General features: G+C 36.0%; 21 protein-coding genes and 1 riboswitch. Of the genes, 19 read left to right on the top strand and 2 right to left on the bottom strand.

From position 1 onward, the window contains the following. Positions 1-142 precede the first annotated feature (142 nt). The 5 genes from KHA93_RS07810 (at position 143) to KHA93_RS07790 (ending at position 4,786) form a co-directional block, all read left to right on the top strand. Entirely contained in the window at positions 143-781 is a 639-nt protein-coding gene (locus tag KHA93_RS07810) for a stage V sporulation protein AA (protein WP_285891552.1), read from the top strand. Then, positions 771-1,196, top strand: coding sequence for a stage V sporulation protein AB (locus KHA93_RS07805; protein ID WP_213110231.1), 426 nt, complete (start codon positions 771-773; stop codon positions 1,194-1,196). Before KHA93_RS07810 ends, KHA93_RS07805 begins: the two co-directional genes overlap by 11 nt. A 27-nt stretch (positions 1,197-1,223) precedes the next feature. Then, positions 1,224-2,705, top strand: coding sequence for a spore germination protein (locus tag KHA93_RS07800; RefSeq protein WP_213110230.1), 1,482 nt, complete (start codon positions 1,224-1,226; stop codon positions 2,703-2,705). A 137-nt stretch (positions 2,706-2,842) separates the two neighbouring features. Beyond that, positions 2,843-4,162: a diaminopimelate decarboxylase gene (gene lysA, locus KHA93_RS07795; RefSeq protein ID WP_213110229.1), complete on the top strand. Its 1,320-nt coding sequence runs from the start codon at positions 2,843-2,845 to the stop codon at positions 4,160-4,162. A gap of 276 nt (positions 4,163-4,438) precedes the next feature. Next, positions 4,439-4,786, top strand: coding sequence for a GNAT family N-acetyltransferase (locus KHA93_RS07790; RefSeq protein WP_213110228.1), 348 nt, complete (start codon positions 4,439-4,441; stop codon positions 4,784-4,786). A gap of 206 nt (positions 4,787-4,992) precedes the next feature. On the opposite strand, the gene KHA93_RS07785 is transcribed toward KHA93_RS07790, so the two are convergent. Then, positions 4,993-5,496, bottom strand: coding sequence for a DUF309 domain-containing protein (locus tag KHA93_RS07785; RefSeq protein ID WP_213110227.1), 504 nt, complete (start codon positions 5,494-5,496; stop codon positions 4,993-4,995). A 249-nt stretch (positions 5,497-5,745) separates the two neighbouring features. On the opposite strand from KHA93_RS07785, the gene KHA93_RS07780 reads away from it, so the two are divergent. From KHA93_RS07780 to KHA93_RS07715, 14 genes are all read left to right on the top strand, one after another. After that, positions 5,746-6,507: a segregation/condensation protein A gene (locus tag KHA93_RS07780; RefSeq protein ID WP_213110226.1), complete on the top strand. Its 762-nt coding sequence runs from the start codon at positions 5,746-5,748 to the stop codon at positions 6,505-6,507. Next, positions 6,485-7,078 (top strand): SMC-Scp complex subunit ScpB, encoded by a 594-nt coding sequence (scpB, locus tag KHA93_RS07775; protein WP_213110225.1) that lies wholly within the window; start codon positions 6,485-6,487, stop codon positions 7,076-7,078. Before KHA93_RS07780 ends, scpB begins: the two co-directional genes overlap by 23 nt. A gap of 407 nt (positions 7,079-7,485) precedes the next feature. Continuing rightward, on the top strand, positions 7,486-8,631 hold the full coding sequence (locus KHA93_RS07770) for a D-alanyl-D-alanine carboxypeptidase family protein (RefSeq protein WP_213110224.1): 1,146 nt from the start codon (positions 7,486-7,488) through the stop codon (positions 8,629-8,631). Beyond that, positions 8,624-9,217 carry a nucleoside recognition domain-containing protein gene (locus KHA93_RS07765; protein ID WP_213110223.1) on the top strand — a complete coding sequence of 198 codons (594 nt, stop codon included), beginning with the start codon at positions 8,624-8,626 and terminating at the stop codon, positions 9,215-9,217. The genes KHA93_RS07770 and KHA93_RS07765 overlap by 8 nt, the downstream gene beginning before the upstream one ends. Positions 9,218-9,219: 2 nt before the next feature. Next, positions 9,220-9,753 carry a spore maturation protein gene (locus tag KHA93_RS07760; RefSeq protein WP_213110222.1) on the top strand — a complete coding sequence of 178 codons (534 nt, stop codon included), beginning with the start codon at positions 9,220-9,222 and terminating at the stop codon, positions 9,751-9,753. A 135-nt stretch (positions 9,754-9,888) separates the two neighbouring features. After that, positions 9,889-10,632: a pseudouridine synthase gene (locus KHA93_RS07755; RefSeq protein ID WP_213110221.1), complete on the top strand. Its 744-nt coding sequence runs from the start codon at positions 9,889-9,891 to the stop codon at positions 10,630-10,632. A 101-nt stretch (positions 10,633-10,733) separates the two neighbouring features. Then, positions 10,734-11,267 (top strand): thiol-disulfide oxidoreductase ResA, encoded by a 534-nt coding sequence (gene resA, locus KHA93_RS07750; RefSeq protein ID WP_213110220.1) that lies wholly within the window; start codon positions 10,734-10,736, stop codon positions 11,265-11,267. A gap of 16 nt (positions 11,268-11,283) precedes the next feature. Then, on the top strand, positions 11,284-12,909 hold the full coding sequence (locus tag KHA93_RS07745) for a cytochrome c biogenesis ResB family protein (protein ID WP_213110219.1): 1,626 nt from the start codon (positions 11,284-11,286) through the stop codon (positions 12,907-12,909). 155 nt (positions 12,910-13,064) lie between these two features. After that, entirely contained in the window at positions 13,065-14,282 is a 1,218-nt protein-coding gene (gene ccsA / locus KHA93_RS07740; RefSeq protein ID WP_285891560.1) for a cytochrome c biogenesis protein CcsA, read from the top strand. Positions 14,283-14,370: 88 nt separating this feature from the next. After that, entirely contained in the window at positions 14,371-15,087 is a 717-nt protein-coding gene (locus tag KHA93_RS07735) for a response regulator transcription factor (RefSeq protein WP_213110218.1), read from the top strand. After that, entirely contained in the window at positions 15,084-16,856 is a 1,773-nt protein-coding gene (locus KHA93_RS07730; RefSeq protein WP_213110217.1) for an ATP-binding protein, read from the top strand. The genes KHA93_RS07735 and KHA93_RS07730 overlap by 4 nt, the downstream gene beginning before the upstream one ends. Before the next feature lie 203 nt (positions 16,857-17,059). Next, complete coding sequence (sigX, locus tag KHA93_RS07725; protein WP_213110216.1) at positions 17,060-17,599, top strand: RNA polymerase sigma factor SigX; 540 nt, start codon at positions 17,060-17,062, stop codon at positions 17,597-17,599. After that, positions 17,586-18,770: a GerMN domain-containing protein gene (locus KHA93_RS07720; RefSeq protein ID WP_213110215.1), complete on the top strand. Its 1,185-nt coding sequence runs from the start codon at positions 17,586-17,588 to the stop codon at positions 18,768-18,770. The genes sigX and KHA93_RS07720 overlap by 14 nt, the downstream gene beginning before the upstream one ends. 72 nt (positions 18,771-18,842) lie before the next feature. Further along, positions 18,843-18,978: riboswitch (FMN riboswitch) on the top strand. Between the two features lie 151 nt (positions 18,979-19,129). Continuing rightward, positions 19,130-19,711: an ECF transporter S component gene (locus tag KHA93_RS07715; protein WP_213110214.1), complete on the top strand. Its 582-nt coding sequence runs from the start codon at positions 19,130-19,132 to the stop codon at positions 19,709-19,711. A gap of 32 nt (positions 19,712-19,743) precedes the next feature. Here the strand turns inward: KHA93_RS07715 and KHA93_RS07710 are convergent, their stop codons facing one another. Next, positions 19,744-19,992, bottom strand: coding sequence for a ferredoxin (locus KHA93_RS07710; protein ID WP_213110213.1), 249 nt, complete (start codon positions 19,990-19,992; stop codon positions 19,744-19,746). Positions 19,993-20,094: the final 102 nt, after the last annotated feature.

The following is a 20,094-nucleotide window of genomic DNA, read 5'->3' as shown; positions in this document are numbered from 1 at the left end:
TAGCAAAGGTCGCCACTTACTTTCAATAGTTCCCCTTAATGAAGGTCGGTTGTTAGCCAAACCACAAAATCATTGCCACATTAATCGGCGGACTTACAATGTAAAATAACTGAATCTTAAAGAGCCTATTGAAAATCAAGAAATGCAGGAAGTGAAAATGATGGTAAGCACCATTTATATTCGTATGCGTAGTCGTGTTGAAACAAAGGAGTGTCAAAAAATCACCCTTTCACAAACTGCACAAATTATAGCACCGGATCAATATTTCCCAGATTTGCACAAGCTTGTTGTATACGAACTTAAGAAAGTTGATAATCAGCTCGTTGTCCTTGATGTGATGCGAATTATTAACATCATATCTGTACAATTTCCCAATAGTGAAGTTCAAACGATCGGTCCTACTCAAACTATCATTGAAATCATCAAGGATAAGAAAATAACATCATGGCCATTATTTCTTTTTGTATGGATATTGCTTTTCATCGGATCTGGTTTAGCGATTCTAAACTTTCATGAAGAAGTGAGTATGCAGATCGTTCATCAAAAATTATATTGGATCATCACAGGAAAAGAAGTTGCAAAACCATTACTTCTTCAGATCCCATATTCATTTGGTATTGGAATGGGAATGATTTTGTTTTTTAATCATATTTTCAAAAAAAGATTCAACGAAGAACCAAGTCCGCTTGAAATTGAAATGTTTAATTATCAACAGGACATTGATCATTATGTATCTATAAAAGAAAACAACGAAAGTGTTAAACATTTGGATGTTGATTGAAATCGTAATCGTCATATTGATTGGCTTGGCAGGTGGTTTAGCTGTAGGCAGTGGTTTTGTAGCTTTTTTAACTGTTCTTGGAATTATACCTCGTCTTACACAGTTATCGAAAACAAATAGTATGATTCAAATGTATGAGTGGGCGGTGATCCTCGGGGCTGTTTGTTCTGGTTGGGTGGATCTCCGAGATCATACTTTACATATTCATCTTTCTTTCCTAATAGTGATAATCGGTCTTATGTGCGGTCTGTTTATAGGAATGCTTGCAGCAGCATTAACAGAAGTTCTTAATGTTATTCCAATCTTATCCAAACGGATTGGGCTTGAAAAACAATTATTGACGTTGTTGATGGCAATTGTTCTCGGTAAGATTATCGGTTCATTATTCCAATGGCTTTACTTTAATAATATTTAAAGGAATCTATAAAGAGGAGCAGATTGAATGTCAACTCGGTATCGAACATCAAAGGATGCAATCGACAAAAATCTTGATGACCTTGAAAGGTATTTTAAAGAAAGGATTGGATTAGGGACTAGCTTTGATATTGGAGTTAGGAAATTCGTTGTTTTAAAGAAACAAGTCCAGATTTATTATGTTAATGGCTTAGTCGAAACATTATTTATTACAAATATTATAAAAGAATTAGTCAATCTTAATGATCATGAAAAACCGACAGCAAAAATTTATGAGCTTATTGAAAATCGGATTGTCCATGAGTCTGTTGAAAAAGTAAAGACCAAAGATGAGATGGTCGATCAAGTGCTATCAGGTCTTATAGCGCTAGTAGTAGAAGGAGAACAAGAAGCATTAATTATTGACGTTCGCTCGTACCCTGGTAGGCAGCCAGAAGAGCCTGATACTGAAAAGGTTATTCGTGGTTCGAGGGATGGATATGTGGAAAATATTATTGTTAATACTGCCTTAACCCGCAGGCGGATTCGTGATGAACGTTTAAGGTTTGAAATGATAAAAATCGGTGAAAGGTCAAAAACAGATGTGGCAATTGGGTATATAAAGGGGATTGCTAATCCTGAATTAATAGATACGATAAAAAAAGAACTATCCAATATTAAAATTGATGGCATCACGATGGCAGATAAAACAATTGAAGAATATTTAATGAAACAAGGCTATAATCCGTATCCACTTGTAAGGTATACAGAACGAGCAGATGTTGGAGCTATTCATTTGCTGGAAGGTCATGTACTTATCTATATTGATACGTCTCCAAGTGTAATAATAACACCGGCTACCTTTTTTCATCACGTTCAACATGTTGAGGAATATCGTCAATCTCCTTCAGTGGGGACTTTCGTTCGCTGGACAAGATTTCTAGGGATTTGGGCATCCATTTTTCTACTGCCATTATGGTTTTTATTCGCAATTGAGCCATCAATGCTCCCAGATAGATTGTCATTTATTGGTCCTAATGAGCAATCCGATATACCTTTAATCATCCAATTGCTGATCGCTGATCTAGGGGTGGAGTTTTTAAGGATAGCAGCCATACATACACCAACCCCTTTAGCAACTGCAATGGGATTAATAGCTGCTGTACTTATTGGTCAAATAGCAGTTGATGTAGGATTATTTCAATCAGAAGTTATTTTATATGTTGCCATAGCCGCAGTTGGTACATTTTCAACTCCAAGTTATGAGTTGAGTGTTGCAAATAAAATGATTAGAATGACTCTGCTGATATTTGTGGCCATATTTAAAGCGCCAGGATTTATGATCGGAGCTACAGTATATATCATTTTTTTAGCACAACTCAGGCCTTTAAACGCTCCATATTTATGGCCACTTTTACCCTTTAATCCTGCAGCTTTTGTTCATATTTTAATTAGGCGCACTATTCCTGGTGCGTTATTAAGACCAAGCATTGTGCATCCTAGGGACCGTTTTCGCCAGCCGCCTAAATAGAAAAGGGTCCATTGCAGAATTAATTATTGTATGGTAAAGTTTATGCTACTTATTAGGAAGAGATTTTAGATATATTCCGGTACGAGAACAGAAAAAAGTTGAGTCATAGCGGCTTGTCAGTTAGTGGAGGGAGAAACATGCATTTATTTGGAACGGCTAAAATCGATGAAAATGGTCACTTGGAAATAGGGGGAAAAGATACGGTGGAGCTAGCCACAAAATATGGTACTCCACTATATGTATATGATGTTGAGTTAATTCGAAAGCGTGCAAGAGCTTTTAAAAATACATTTGATAAATTAGGTGTTACAGCACAGGTAGCATATGCAAGTAAGGCGTTTTCCACAATTGCGATACTCCAGCTCATTAAGGAGGAAGGTCTTTCTCTTGATGTAGTATCTGGAGGAGAGCTATATACGGCCATTAAGGCTGACTTTCCGGTAGAAAAAATTCACTTTCATGGAAATAATAAAAGTGATGAAGAACTTAAGATGGCATTGGATTACCATATTGGTTGTATCGTAGTCGATAATTTTCACGAACTTCATACACTTCATCATCTATGTTCTGAAAAAAATCAAAATGTAAATATTTTATTACGGGTTACACCAGGAATAGAAGCTCATACACATGATTATATATTAACTGGCCAAGAGGATTCCAAGTTTGGATTTGATTTGCAAAATGGTCAAGCAGAAACAGCTTTACTTATTGCAATGGAAAGCAAATATTTGAATGTATTAGGGTTGCATTGCCATATTGGCTCCCAAATTTTTGAAACAACTGGTTTTATTTTGGCAGCGCAAAAAATCCTTGAGAAAATGTCGACATGGCAAGAAAAATATAATTTTACACCAAGTGTATTAAATCTTGGTGGAGGATTCGGGATTCGCTATACGGATGAAGATCAACCATTGGAACCTTCTTTATACGTTGAAGAAATGATAAATGAGGTTAAAAAAGAAACTGAGCGCCTATCGCTCCCAATGCCAGAAATTTGGATTGAACCTGGTAGATCGCTTGTAGGAGATGCGGGCACAACGTTATATTCCATTGGATCAAGTAAAGATGTTCCAAACATTAGGAAATATATTGCTGTAGATGGCGGAATGACTGATAATATTAGGCCAGCACTATATGATGCGAAATATGAAGCAGTACTAGCGAATAGAGCAAATGAACAACCTAAAGAAAAAGTATCCATCGCTGGAAAATGCTGTGAATCTGGTGATATGCTAATTTGGGACTTGCCACTACCTGATGTAGGAACAAATGATATACTAGCGGTATTTTGTACGGGTGCTTATGGATATTCAATGGCAAATAATTATAATCGTATTCCTAGACCGCCAGTTGTATTTGTGGAAAATGGATATGATCAACTCGTGGTTAAACGTGAATCATATGAAGATTTATTAAGGTTAGATCTTCCTTTTAAAGAAAAAACAAAGATTTAATTGAAAATAGGACGTTTACGGCTCTATTAAGTTGCAGATAAATGAAATAGACTGTACAATTAATTTTATGGTCACACCTTTTGTACGTGTGCTTAAGATGGTGTAAGGGAGTAAGTTCTTTGCGTAACAAGAATAGTATCGTATTCGTCTTGATCTTCATCATAGCCATTTTGTGGGGAGTTAGTTATTGGCTTTTTATTGTGCCAAATCGTTAAACACCTCTTCTTGATCCGTTAACAGCTTTTAGCTGTAATAAAGTTAAACGAGGGGTCTGAAATGTTAATTCGATATAAGAAAGCCTATGAAAAGATCGCCATGGGTCTTCTCTCATTTATGCCGAATGAGAAAGATTTAAAGAAGCTTCAACAGACGATGAAAAATTATGAATCTGAAGATAATTGGCAGCTTTTTTTATGGAAGGAAGAAGATATTACAGGTTTAATTGGAGTACTTCTTTCTGACGAAAAGGCTGAAGTCCAGCATATATCCGTCAATCCTTCGCATCGATATGAGGGAATTGGTAAAAATATGCTTAAATCTGTAATGCGGATTTACCAAGATAAGGATGTTGTTCCTACGGAGCATACAGCAGCTTTTTTTGATAAATGTGATATGGAATATTAGACAATGAAAAACCGGGCTAAGTTGCCCGGTTTTAGTTTGTAGAAAACTATTTCTCAAGTACTTTTATACTAATTGGTCTTTCGATTCACGGTGCCTTCTGTAAAAAAGGTTTTTGCTAAGTGGGCAATGATCAACACAAGTAGACGAGCAACGAAGAAAGATAGAGTTTTTCAACTATCTGAAACCGTGATAAATTGTCTGGTTTGTTATACAAGAACATACTTCCGATTTGGGACCACCTTTGAACGATCACGTAATGTATGTTTGTGTACGATGTATTCAGGAGCTTCGTCAAAAAGATTTCCCCATTCATACCCTTTGGCTGCGTAATGATTTTTACAAATAGCTAGTAACAGTTGATTTTCAATTGGAATGTTAATCGCCTCATACGGTTTGTGATCAATCATCTTTGCCCTACTTTTATTTAGTCTTCTTATTAAAAGGTCATAATCGACACCGAGTGCTAGTACTTCATCTTTCTTATATGATAAAAGGTGGAGCGCTTTATCCATCATTTTCAGCGAGCCTTTCACATTTCCTCGCCGATAATGATAATAACTGACAGCTACTTGAATGAACCCCACCCAGATTGAGTCTCTGGTCATACCGTTCTTTTTCCAATGTTCCTCTAAAACTTCATGGCATTCAAAATAATCCCGATCTGCATGAAAGTGGATTAAAAACGCTATATATGCTTCTGAAAACGACAATCATCCTACTCCCTTCCTAAATGAATATCTTCTATTATATCACGATATTTGTAAGAGAATCATGTGCTAAAAACGAATTTTTCTTCATTTTCCTTGCGTCGTATTATATGATAATAAGGCATATTCATTAATATTGGATGTTTTCGTAAAGTTATTGTTTTTGTAAAAGCATTAAAAGCCGCTTTTACAGCTAATAAGCAACAATGTTTGAGAAAAGAGCCTTAATATTCGTGTGAAATTGGTGATGAAATGGAATATCATGTCAAAATAGATGCTTTTGAAGGACCGTTAGACTTACTGCTTCATTTAATCAATCGTTTAGAAATTGATATATATGATATACCAATGGCGGAAATATCGGAACAATATTTGTTCTATATAAATACAATGACTGAACTGCAACTTGATGTTGCGAGTGAGTATTTAGTAATGGCTGCCACACTGCTCGCTATAAAAAGCAAAATGCTGTTACCGAAATATGAAGAAGAGATGGATGATGAGTATTTTTATGAAGAGGAAGATCCTCGTGATGAGTTAGTAGAGCAACTCATCGAATATAAACGATTTAAAGAAGCAGCTGATACGTTAAAGCAAAAAGAATTTGAAAGAGGTCAAATGTATACGAAGCCCCCAATCGATTTATCGGCATATGCAGATAAAAGCCAGCATGAGCTAATCGAATATGGATTCTCAATCTACGATATGCTCGGTGCTTATCATAAGTTATTAAGGAGGAAAAAACTCCAAAAACCATTATCTACGAAAATTACACATCAAGATATTTCGATAGATGATAGAATGACAGAAATTTTACATGAACTTAGAAGTCAGAGTACTCGTATTAGTTTTTTTCATATGTTCCCGCATGATGATAGACAACATATTGTCATTACGTTTCTTGCAATGCTGGAATTAATGAAGCGTAATGAAATTATTGTCGAACAAGATGGTATATTTGGCGAAATTTACTTGACAGCAAGAAAGGAGAATGGAGCTATTGGAGAATTCTAAACTACTAGGTATTCTCGAATGCCTTTTATTCGCAGCAGGCGATGAAGGGTTATCAATAAAACAAATTTGTTCCACTATGGATATTAATGATGAACAAGCAATATCATTAATAAATGAACTTCAAACGTATTATAATCAGGATCCTGCGCGTGGTATTACGGTAACGGCCCTAGCTGAAACTTACCAGCTTGCTACAAAGAGGGAATTTGCTGAGTATTTAACCAGACTTGTGGAAAGTCCTGGGACATCAACACTTTCCCAAGCAGGTCTTGAAACTCTCGCTATTGTCGCATATAAACAACCGATAACGAGAATGGAAATAGAGGATATAAGAGGAGTTAAGACGGAACGTCCATTGCAAACATTAATTGCCAAAGGCTTAATTATGGAAGTTGGAAGAGCCGAGGGAAGTGGAAGGGCGAAATTATACGGAACGACGAGGGAATTTCTTGATTATTTTGGACTCAATCATTTAAAGGAACTTCCTGAACTTCCGAAACAAACGGATGAAGATGAACTTCAGGAGGACGCTGAATTATTTTTCTCCACATTTAAAGACCAAATAGAGTAAAAGTAAAAACTGTCGGAAACATATTTTCAGATGAATTAAGTACTAGTAAAAAACGACTCATGAATTCAGAAGGTGAATTTATGAGTCGTTTTTTTGTTAATTGAGAATTACAATTCACCTTATTTTATGTCAATCAGCTTCAATATTCTTTTTAGATTTACTGTAGCTGTATTGACTGAAAATCATTGATTGTTGATTTTGAATAAAGTACCTACCCTTTAAGAATGTTACTATTATTCCTTTTTGTATTTGCTGTGTAAACACTGTGGATTGGAGCGGAAGGGGCGAGACTCCTGCCTGGGCCTGTACCGATAAGCAAGGTGCTTATGCTTTTCTAGTCATATCATCGGTCAAACAGCATAGACTTGTACAAATAAAACAATGGCATATTTGTGGGGAGCGAACGAATGAAAGCACGAAGAGTAATGGGCATCTTTTTTACGAGTTTACTACTGATGCAATTGATTTACTTTCCTAGTGAAATAAGTGCAGTTGGCACTATACCTGTGAGTGCCTCAGGTGCAATCTTAATGGAAAAAGATTCCGGGAGAGTGCTTTTTGAAAAAAACGCCAATGAGATACACAACATTGCATCCATTACTAAAATAATGACTGCCATTCTTGCAATTGAATCAGGAGAGATGAATGATATTGTCACTATAAAAAAAGAGGCTGTCTATGCCGAAGGATCGTCCATCTATCTTCAAATTGGAGAAAAGATTAGGCTAGAAGATCTTATTTATGGATTAATGCTTAGGTCTGGAAATGACGCTGCTAATGCAATCGCCGAATATGTGGGTGGGAGTATCGAAGGATTTGTTTTTTTAATGAACCGGAAAGCAGAGGAATTGGGAATGACGAATACAAAATTTGCAAATCCTCATGGGTTGGATAACAAGGAAAATCATTATTCAACTGCCTATGATATGGCATTGTTAACAAGGTATGCGATGAATAATAAACTATATCAAAAAATATCGGGAACGAAGGTATATAAATTTAAAAGGGAAAATGGACCGCAAAGCTGGATTAATAAAAATCGTCTGCTAACCGAAAAGTATAAATATTGTACAGGAGGGAAAACAGGCTTTACAAAAAAAGCAGGTAGGACGCTTGTTACCACTGCAGAAAAAAACGGGACTGAGCTAATTGCGGTGACATTGAAAGCATCGGATGACTGGAACGACCACATTACTATGTATGAGCGAGGTTTTAAAGAATACCCAGTGAAAACGATTGTTCCAAAAGGGATTCTTTCCATTGATGCCAAAGGGACAAAGAATAAGGAATTATATGTGAAAAATTCTATTAAATACCCAATATCAAATAATGAAACTAGTGATATTCGATTAGAGTATCAACTTCTAAACCCTAAGATTTTGGCTAAAACAAATAAAGGAATAGTAGGAACAGCGATATTTCATTTACAAGAGAAGCCTTTAGAAAAAGTCCCTATTTATATAAGGCAAATTCACAAAGATAATGAAGAAAGCTGGTGGGAGAAATTAAAAAATCTTTTATTTAGCCAGATGGGTGTGATTTATTATGATTAATTATATATGGGTCGGTATGACATTAATTGGCTTAGTATTTGCAAGCCTAAATGGAAAAATGAAAGATGTAAATGAGGCTATATTTCAATCTGCGAATGAAGCGGTAACACTATGTATTGGATTAATAAGCATTCTTGTTTTTTGGCTAGGAATGATGCGAATTGCCCAAGAATCTGGACTATTAGGCAAGCTTTCAAATCTCTTCAAACCCATCATATTAAAACTATTTCCCGAAGTCCCTGCAGATCACCCAGCAGTAGGATATATTTTATCTAACATTATTGCCAATATGTTTGGGCTAGGCAATGCTGCAACTCCATTAGGAATAAAAGCAATGGAACAACTAAAAGAACTGAATGGAGGGAAAAATGTTGCCTCTAGGTCAATGATCACCTTTCTTGCATTAAATACTTCTGGATTAACCCTTATTCCAACAACCGTGATTGCTATTCGAATGAATTACCAATCTGCTTCTCCGACAGAAATCGTCGGACCGACCTTATTGGCTACGACAGTCGCTACCATTGCAGCAATTGTAATTGATCGATTCTTTTATTTGCGCCGAAGTAGAAAGGGCGTGAAGTAAGCGTGCAAATGATATCTCTCATATCATTATGGATTATACCAGTAATCATTGGTTTGATTTTGATATATAGTACATTAAAAAAAGTACCTACTTATGAACACTTTGTCGAAGGTGGAAAAGAAGGTATCAAAATTGCCGTTTCTATTATTCCTTTTTTGGTCGGAATGCTTGTCGCTATTACAGTTTTTAGAACGTCTGGAGCACTCGATTTCTTTATTCAGCTGTTAAGACCAGTAATAAATATATTAGGAGTACCTGCAGAAGTAGTACCACTTGCATTAATTAGACCTATATCGGGGAATGCGGCGCTCGGATTAATGAGTGACTTAATCTCACAGCACGGTCCTGATTCGTTTATTGGAAGGCTTGCATCAACAATTCAAGGAAGTACTGATACGACCTTTTACGTATTGACTGTCTATTTTGGTGCAGTTGGAATAAAAAAAATGGGAGATGCCTTAAAAGTAGGACTGTTAGCAGACCTTGTAGGCATTTCGGCTGCCATTATAATCATAACAATAATGTTCAGTTCTTAATCTGGACATTTTTTTATTTTTTTATCTCTAAAAAAGGTGTCTTTTTTTGATTTTCACTATACTTAGTGTAATAATTCATAAAGTGAAAGCTTGATAAGTCTCGTTTAGCATTATTAATTATGAGGTGGTCTATAAATGGAACGTTTACAAAAAGTGATAGCTTATGCTGGGGTAGCATCTCGGAGAAAGGCAGAAGAATTGATTCTTCAAGGAAAAGTGAAGGTAAACGGTCAAATCGTTAAGGAACTTGGAACAAAAGTGTCTCCTTCAGATAAAATTGAAGTGAATGAAATCCCTCTCGTTCAGGAAGAAAAAAAGTATTTTTTATTCTATAAACCTCGCGGAGTCATTTCTGCAGTAAAAGATGATAAAGGCAGAAAAGTAGTCACAGATTTTTTTCCGCATATCGAAGAAAGAATCTACCCAATTGGAAGATTGGATTATGATACTTCTGGACTGTTAATCCTATCTAATGACGGAGAATTTACGAATTTACTTGCACATCCTCGTTATGGAGTTCCAAAGGTATACATTGCAAAAGTAAAAGAAATTCCTTTAAAAGAATCATTAAAAAAGTTAGAGCGAGGAATTCATTTGGAAGATGGAAAAACGGCACCGGCAAAAGTGAAATTATTATCTTTGGATAAGAGAAAGGGAACCTCAATTATTGAGATTATCATTCACGAAGGCAAAAATCGCCAGGTTAGAAGAATGATGGAAGCGATTGGTCATCCTGTGCTCAAACTAAAACGTGAGCAATATGGTACTTTATCTTTACGTGGATTAAACGCAGGAGAGTCCAGAGAATTGACTCCACATGAAGTGAAACAACTAAGAACGCTTGCTGAGACAGGAAAAGGATGGCATCGAATCCATTGAAAATTTCACATAACCTTCAAAACATGGCCATATACGCTCAATTGTTAATGATATAATGAATGATAAGTCTGGCAATTTGCTAGGAGGTAAGATGAAGAAATATGTCGGAAAAGAAAAAAAGACGGCACTTGTTAAGAACCATTATACTAACGATTCTAACGGCCGCAGTCGTATATACATTGTATGCAAATTTTACGAAAGATAAGCATGAAAAAATTGCTGTCGGCGATCAGGCTCCTGATTTCGTTCTCATGGATATGGAGGGTAATAAGCATAAGCTCTCTGATTATAAAGGAAAAGGTGTATTTTTAAATTTTTGGGCTACGTGGTGTAAGCCATGTGAGCGAGAAATGCCTTATATGGATAATCAATATCAAGCATTTCAAAAACAAGGCGTTGAAATTCTTGCCGTTAACGTCGGACAACCGGAATTTTCAATCAAAAAGTTTGTGGAGAAATATGATTTAACTTTTCCAATCTTGAAAGATTCAAATAAAGATGTCATGGGAGTATATGATATTTACAATTTACCGGCTACGATTTTAATTAATCCGGAAGGGAAAATCGTCGAAATAATTGAAGGAGAACTTCCAGAGGAAAAAATAATAGCTATGATGGAAAGCATCAAGCCTTAAGTAGGAGAGCTTAATCATGAAAGAAGTAAAATGTGAATGTGGGCATGTGAATCCACCAGGTACCATTTTATGTGAAGCTTGCGGACGTGCTCTTACAGAAGAGGCGCAAAAAGAGACTTTGCATGATATGCGTTATGAGGGAAGTGCCCGCAGATCTCAAACATATAACAAAAGTGTTATTGATAAGATTTGGAACTTTTTTTCATCTGTTAAAGTAGGTATTTGGCTAATTGTTATCACGTTGATTGCTTCATCTCTAGGAACTCTGTTGCCTCAGGTCATGTATATACCGAGAAATGTTGATCCTGCTACATACTATAACGAACAATATGGAATATTTGGAACTTTATATTATGTTCTCGGATTTCATGATTTATATAGTTCATGGTGGTATTTACTCCTAATTGCATCAATTGGAGTATCACTTGTAATTTGTAGTATAGATAGATTCGTTCCACTATATCGAGCTTTGAAAAATCAGCGAGTCAGTCGACATGAAGGATTTTTAAAGCGGCAAAGATTATATAATCGTGTAGATGCATCTAATCAAACAGAACAAGATTTCGATCTAATCAAACAACGCTTAAAAGAAAAAAGGTATCGCATTCGAGAAGAAGAGGGAAATATATTAGCCGAAAAAGGTAGATTTTCACGATGGGGTCCTTACGTAAATCATATTGGTCTTATTATTTTTCTTATTGGTGGAATGCTTAGATTTGTACCCGGAATGTATGTAGATGAAGAACTATGGTTGCGAGACGGCGAAATTAAAACGATTCCAGGTACGCACAAGCAATATGTGTTGGAAAATAAAAAGTTTTCAATGGAATTATATGATAAGGAAAAGGATAAACAAGTATATGGGGCAGCCCTTGATCGAGTAGGGACTGTTGTTAAAAGTTTTGAATCTGAAGTCGTTCTCTATGAACGTAGCCCCGATAGCACTATTGGAGATAACGATAATCTTCTCAAAAGAAAAGAACAAGTCATTCGAGTGAATGAACCTTTGAAATTTGATCACTATGCTATATACCAAATTGATTATAAACTCAATGAATTTAAAACAATGACCTTTAATTTTTTGAAAAAAGCTAATGAAGACATTAAAGGTGAGGTTACAATCGACTTATTTGATCCTAAGGAAGAATATGATTTAGGTAATGGTTACAAAGTAGAGTTGCTTGGCTTTTATCCTGACTTTTCCGGATTTGCGAAGAATGGAGAGCCGCAAACCGATTCACCGACTCCGAATAATCCAGCGTTTTTATTTAATATGATTTCACCAGAACATCCTGATGGGGAAAAAAGTTTTGCAGCTATTAGGCAAACATTAGAACCTCTTGGTGAAACAGAATATAAAATGGCCTTTAAAGGGATTACGACACAAAATGCTACTGCTTTAATCGTCAGGAAAGATTTAACTTTATGGATTCTTGGAATAGGCGGAGCTATATTTATGCTAGGTGTCATCCAAGGCTCTTATTGGAACCACCGCCGTATTTGGTTACAACGGATAAAAGGAGACGTCTTGATTGCTGCTCATACAAATAAGAATTGGTTTGGCTTGAAAAGAGAGATCGAGATGATTGTTAAAGATACTACAGTACCGGAACCTATTGATCAGAACGACAAAAAAGCATAAACTCCTGTTTAACGACATCCAGACCTAACTAGTTAAATGAAACAAGACGGATGCATGTCGTTAGTCACTGAAATTAGGCGGTAAAAAGAAATATATAAATGAGCAGCTTTTTCAAACAACCCACATCCTGTACGAGGGGCTATATAGTGGGAATTATGGCAAAGAAAGTAGGAAAACAAATGAAGGATCTCGTACAATTAAGCAGTAACCTTTTAGAAACTGCATTTATTTTGTATTTAATTGCAACACTATTTTTTGGTGGTGGAATTAGAGAAAATAGAGGTCGAGATAAAAATGCAGGACCAAACAGATGGTCTAAAATTGCAATTTTTATAACGATCCTTGGCTTTATTTCACAGCTAGGATATTTCATTTTACGTTGGATTGCAGGTGGACACGCTCCTGTCAGTAACATGTTTGAATTTACGACATTTTTTGGCATGATGTTAGTAGGAGCATTTATCATTATTTATTTTATTTATAAATTAAACACATTAGGTATTTTTGCACTTGTCGTTGCTATGCTCTTAATTGCATACGCAAGTATGTTTCCTAGTGATATCAGTCCACTAATTCCTTCGTTAAATAGCCATTGGCTTTATATCCATGTGACGACAGCGGCTATTGGACAGTCAATACTTATTTTAAGCTTCGTCGCGGGAGTTATTTATTTACTTAAAGCAGTAGATACAGAAGCAAAAGGGAAAAGATCATTTTGGTTGGAAGCGATTATGTACACAATGATTCTAGCAATCGGATTCATGATTGTTTCGACTGCTTTTTCAATGACACATTATAAAGCAGACTTTAATTGGATTAATAAAGAAGGGCAAGAAAAAGTTGCTTCATACGCTATGCCCGCTCTAGTGGGGCCACATGAGGGTGAACTTTTAACTGAAAATAAACTAAATCCTGCGATACACATGCCGGCTATTATCGATGCCAAACGCTTGAATTCCGTAATATGGACTCTTATCACAGGAACCATTCTATATTGGGTTATTAGGCTTATTTGCAGAAAACGCATTAGTACATTATTAAAGCCACTCGTTAAAAAAGTGAATTTAGATTTAATAGATGAAGTAGGATATCGCTCAGTATTAATTGGGTTTCCAGTGTTTACGTTAGGGGGCCTCATATTTGCGATGATTTGGGCTCAAATAGCCTGGACGCGCTTTTGGGGATGGGATCCTAAGGAAGTATGGGCGCTTATTACTTTCTTATTCTACGCTGCATTCTTACACTTGCGCCTTTCTAGAGGATGGCATGGTGAAAAGTCAGCATGGTTAGCCGTCATTGGCTTTGCCATTATTATGTTTAACCTTATAGCAGTTAATCTAGTTCTTGCAGGCTTACATTCATATGCTGCATAAAACCAATAAGTGGCCTCACTCTTTAAGTGAGGTCTCTTTTATAATATGATAATAATATAATCTGTTTATTTGCCTAGGGGGATTGTAAATGGAACAAAAAGTTAGAGTTCTTGTTGTGGACGATGAAGATCGTATTCGTAGATTACTTAGAATGTATCTAGAACGGGAAAATTATGAAATTGATGAAGCAGCAAATGGTGATGAGGCGTTGGAAATGGCATTACAAAATGATTATAGCTGCATTCTTCTTGATTTAATGATGCCGGGAAAAGATGGAATTGAAGTATGTAATGAGCTGCGTGAGATAAAAGCTACACCTGTGATCATGTTGACGGCAAAAGGTGAGGAAACGAATCGCATACAAGGATTTGAAGCTGGGACAGACGATTATATCGTAAAACCTTTCAGCCCACGGGAAGTCGTATTAAGAGTAAAAGCTTTATTAAGAAGAACGGCACATACTGAATTTTCACAATCAGGTGCTTCGGCAAGGGATATTATTGTCTATCCGCATTTATCCATTGACCATGATGCCCATCGTGTTATGGCAGATGGAAATGAAGTAAATCTAACTCCTAAAGAATATGAATTGCTACACTTTTTGGCAAAATCACCTGATAAAGTCTTTGACCGTGAGCATTTATTAAAAGAAGTTTGGCAATATGAGTTTTTCGGAGATTTAAGAACTGTAGATACACATGTAAAAAGACTTCGTGAAAAATTAAATCGAGTATCGGAAAAAGCAGCAGGGATGATTGTAACGGTCTGGGGAGTAGGTTATAAATTCGAGGCAGGTAATGAATGAGACTATGGCGTAGTGTTGTAGGAAAACTATGGATGACGATCCTACTCTTAGTTTCCTTTGTACTTATCATCTTAACGATGCTTCTTCTCGAATTTTTTCAAAAATATCATGTAAATCAAATTGAACAAGGATTGACCGAACAGGCAACTAAAATATCACGTATTATTGAAGCGCATGCTCATGATGGTCTCGGTGAAGAAATCGTATTAGAAGTATTGGATGAGCCATTAGGTGTGGCGATTGCCTATAACAAAGATGATTTCTTGTTTTCTCCTTATGGTTCATACAAAGGAATCATTCCAGTTGATACATTTTTAAAGGATAAAGATTTAGTTAAAGTATTTACAGAACGAAAAAAAGTAATGAAGGAAATAGCACCTTCTGATATGGATTTAAAAGGGAACAGGTATGATAACCTAATCGTTGCAGGTGTACCGCTTAATATTGACGGACAAAAAGGAGCTATTTATATATACCGCTCCCTAGCTGTTTTAAAAGAAACAACGCAAGAAACGACGAAGCTTATTTTGTTGGCTGCAGGAATTGCAATTATGTTAACAACATTCTTTGCCTTTTTCTTATCTACAAGAATCACCTCGCCATTAAGAAAAATGAAGGAAGCGGCTTTTGAAGTGTCAAAAGGAAAATTTGATACGAAAGTACCTTTCTTAAGTCATGATGAAATTGGTGAATTAGCGATTGCCTTTAACCAGATGGGGAAAAGGCTAAAAATTAATATGAGTGTTTTGAGTCAGGAAAAAGAGCAGTTAAAAAGTATATTAAGTAGTATGGCTGATGGTGTCATGACCTTTAGCCAAGGGGGCTCGATTTTAATTACAAACCCTCCTGCGGAACGATTTTTGCAGCAATGGCATTTTGAAAGCGATAATGAAGCTAATCAGATGCCTCCTGAATTGGCCAATTTATTGTCACAAGCAATAAAGACGGAAACAGAACAAACGGGAGAACTTATTTTACAAGGTCGTTATTATGTCATTATTGTAAGTCCTTTATACACACAAAATCAGGAAAGTGTCAGAGGAGCGGTTGCCGTCATTCGCGATATGACGGAAGAAAGACGACTTGATAAACTGCGAATCGATTTCGTTGCAAACGTATCGCATGAGCTAAGAACACCGATATCGATGCTTCAAGGTTATAGTGAAGCCATTATTGATGATGTGGCTGAATCTGAGGAAGAGAAGAAAGAATTGGCAAAAATTATTTATGACGAATCACTTCGTATTGGTCGACTTGTCAATGAACTGTTGGATTTGGCAAGAATGGAAGCAGGACATATCGCACTTAATTATGAAGATGTCGATATTGAAAGATTCATTCATCGCATCATGAATAAATTTGGTGGGGTTGCCAAAGAAAATAAGGTAGATCTCCATAGTAAAATTGATTCATATGGAGAGTCGTTCCATATGGATCCAGATAGAATTGAACAAGTATTAACGAACTTAATCGACAATGCGATTCGACATACACAAGAAGATGGCTCAATATTAATTACTCAAACAAGAAATGCAAAAGGAATCACCATTTCAGTCCAAGATAATGGATCCGGCATTCCAGAAGAAGATCTTCCTTTTGTTTTTGAACGATTTTACAAAGCAGATAAAGCACGGACAAGAGGAAGGGCAGGAACTGGTTTAGGATTAGCGATTGCGAAAAACATTATTGATGCACATAGTGGACACATATCCGTCCAGAGTAAGTTAGGAAATGGAACAACCTTTACTTTCTTTATTCCAGAAATTTAGATGAATATGTAGAAAGTTGCAACAAAATCTTGTTTCATGAGAAACAGACAAAACGGATTGGATAATCTATACAAGGTTGTTCAATCCGTTTTTTTATGGGAAAATTAAGTTGTTTAAAAAACAATTTTAATATATTTGTAATATTTTAGTGTGTAACTATTTTCTTTAAATAACGACTAATTCATTAACGGGGAGGGCAAGGTATGAACTCCGTGTTTCACGACTTATATACGAAATATCATCAAGATCTTTTTCAATTTCTTTATTATATGGTGAAAAATCGAGTAGAAGCTGAAGATTTAGTACAGGAAGTATATATCCGTGTATTAAAATCGTACGACAAGTTTGAAGGGAAAAGCTCTGAGAAAACTTGGCTTTTTTCCATTGCCAAAAATGTAGCCATTGATCACTTTCGAAAGCAAAGGGGCTGGAAGGATCGTTTATTTGATAAATTCGATTGGGAGCGTAGAGAAATTAAAGATTCAAAAACACTTCCTGAAGATACAGTTATTCAAAATGAGGAAGTAAAGATTTTAAAGGAATGTCTAGATACGTGTGCGACAAATCATCGCATCGTATTGATTATGCGTTTTTTAAATGGCTTATCGATTGCAGAAACAGCCGAGGCTTTAAATTGGAGTGAAAGCAAAGTAAAAACGACTCAACATAGAGCATTAAAATCAATAAAGGAAAAAATGGAAAATGAACGTAGAAAGGAGGACGATCATCATGCGTCAATCTGATCGCGAAAATGATGATGTTATACAATTATTAAAAAAGCTGCCAACCGTAGAAGATAAACGCTCAATGGATGAAATATATCGAAATATAAAACTTGGCATGAATAAAAAACAAAAGAGACCTATTTTTGTTCCTGTCTTGACAAGTGTTGCTGGTCTTTTAATTTTCTTACTCGTCTTTCCGTTCATTTTTCAAACATCGCCGATTGATTATCTTAGCTCTCAATCAAAAGTAAAAGAGTCTGCCGATTCAGGCGGTATGATGAATCAGGCTGCTGAATCAAGGAAATTAGATAAAGATATGAATCAAGAAGATGAAAAAATTACAATGTATACGGAAAAAGCAATGGATGTTAAGTCTACTCTGAAAACAGCTGTTTATGAAGAAGAAACATTAGGAAATGAAGTGTATACTTTTGGTGTAGTTACTAAAGATGCTATTGCTATACCTATTACATTATTAGTACAAGAAAGTCCAAATGAAGATTGGTTAATTCAAAGCAAGAAAGAGGCAGAATCGCTGAATGCTACAGCTTACGGTTTCCGAGATGTTTCACCATTATTGGATGCAATGAAACTTAATGTAGAATCACGTGAAGCCAAAGTCACCATAATTCCTGAAAATCGTCCGTTTTTTGAAACAAATGAGCAACAATTAGAGTATATGATTCAATATTTACTGCGGCCTCACAATATTGAAGTTGTTAAATTTGTAAATGAAAATGATGAGCCTGTTGAACTTTCTCATTTTGGAGTCGTTCCAGACGTTCATATTGAAAAAAACTTGAGAAAAGCGTATTTCCTATATTCAGTTACTCAAGACTCACAGTATCTAGTCCCGGCTGATCTTCCTTCAGACAGTCTTGCAGATGCTTTAAAAGACATGAAAACAAAGCCTAACAGCGATTATAAATCCGTCATTCCTAATGCCGTTTCTGCAGAAGTTGTAAAAGAAGATACGTCAGATGTAACCATAAAATTTGATAAACGAATTGAATTGGATCAAGGCGACCAGCTCAAAAATATGCAGCTCATTGAAGGAATTTTATTGACGGCAAAAGAATTCGGAAAAACGGAAGTCCAATTTGAAAATATCGAACCGTCGCATTGGGAAAGTTTTCAATTTGATCAACCAATAACGGTACCAATTGCACCTAATCTAATAAAGCGATAATTAAAAGCTTGTATCTATCTTCACATACAAAAGAAAATAGTGTATAATTACAAATGATAATAATAAAATATGATTCATCTTCGGGGCGGGGCGAAATTCCCCACCGGCGGTAATGAGGCATTGCCTACAAGCCCGCGAGCCTTTAATGAGGCAGGATTTTGGTGTGATTCCAAAGCCGACAGTATAGTCTGGATGGGAGAAGATGAAGGATGCCTTGTGTTCAAAAATGCAGGTTTTGGACGCTTATTAAAGCATGCCTGATCGATCTCCCTCAAAGATATTTTCTTTGAGGGTTTTTCATTGGTGCATACATAGGCTCCTTTCTTCAACTAGGGATGAATCTCTAAGGAGAGAGGATTATGAAAAAGTTAAGTGTCAAATCATTTGTAACGATTGGAATGCTCAGCAGTTTATCATTTATTTTAATGCTGATCAAATTTCCGATACCACCATTTCCACCATACTTAACAGTAGATTTTAGCGATATCCCTGCAATAATCGCTGCGCTAATGTTTGGACCGATTGCCGCTATTCTTGTGGAATTATTTAAGAACATCTTGGATTATTTCATTTCAAGCAGTGCAACGGGAATTCCGATTGGACATATGGCCAATTTTCTAGCTGGAATATTGTTCGTCTTGCCTACGTACTATGTTTTTAAAGTCGTAAAAGCGAAATGGGGATTGTTGATTTCCCTTATTGTGGGCACACTGTTTATGGCGATTTTTATGAGCATTCTAAATTATTTTGTTCTATTGCCAGCTTATATTGTATTGCTTGGCTGGGATCCAATGAGCAATGAGGCACTTCGTAAAATGGTTGTTGCATCTATACTTCCTTTCAATGTAGTAAAGGGAATTATAATCACAATTGTATTTCTTCTACTTTACAGCCGTCTAGGTAGTAGATTAAATAAGAATATGACAGTAAAAAATGTGTAAAACAAAAGGAGATGCTATTTTAGCATCTCCTTTTATTCATACTTTAGCGGATCGCCATCGAATGAGGCATCTGCTACTTTAATGGAATCAGTTGGGCAACCTTCGAATGCATCCATTAAATCATCCTCTAAAATTTCTGGAACTTCTGCTGTTCCTTGATTATTATCAAGAACAACATATGCAAGACCCTCATCATCATAATCATATATATCAGGCGCTGATGCTCCGCAAGCTCCACATGCTATACAAGTATCTTTATCGACAATCGTATATTTTGGCACGAGTTGAACCTCCTAATCCTCATCTACAATCAATAACAACACTTATCATATAAGCTTTACCACATCTTATTTTAAGTCTCCTAAGATGACTTTTCAACAAAT

This window comes from Lederbergia citrisecunda, assembly GCF_018343695.1.
GTDB classification, from domain to species: Bacteria; Bacillota; Bacilli; order Bacillales; family Bacillaceae_C; genus Lederbergia; species Lederbergia citrisecunda.
This window is presented reverse-complemented; position numbering and strand designations above follow the sequence as displayed.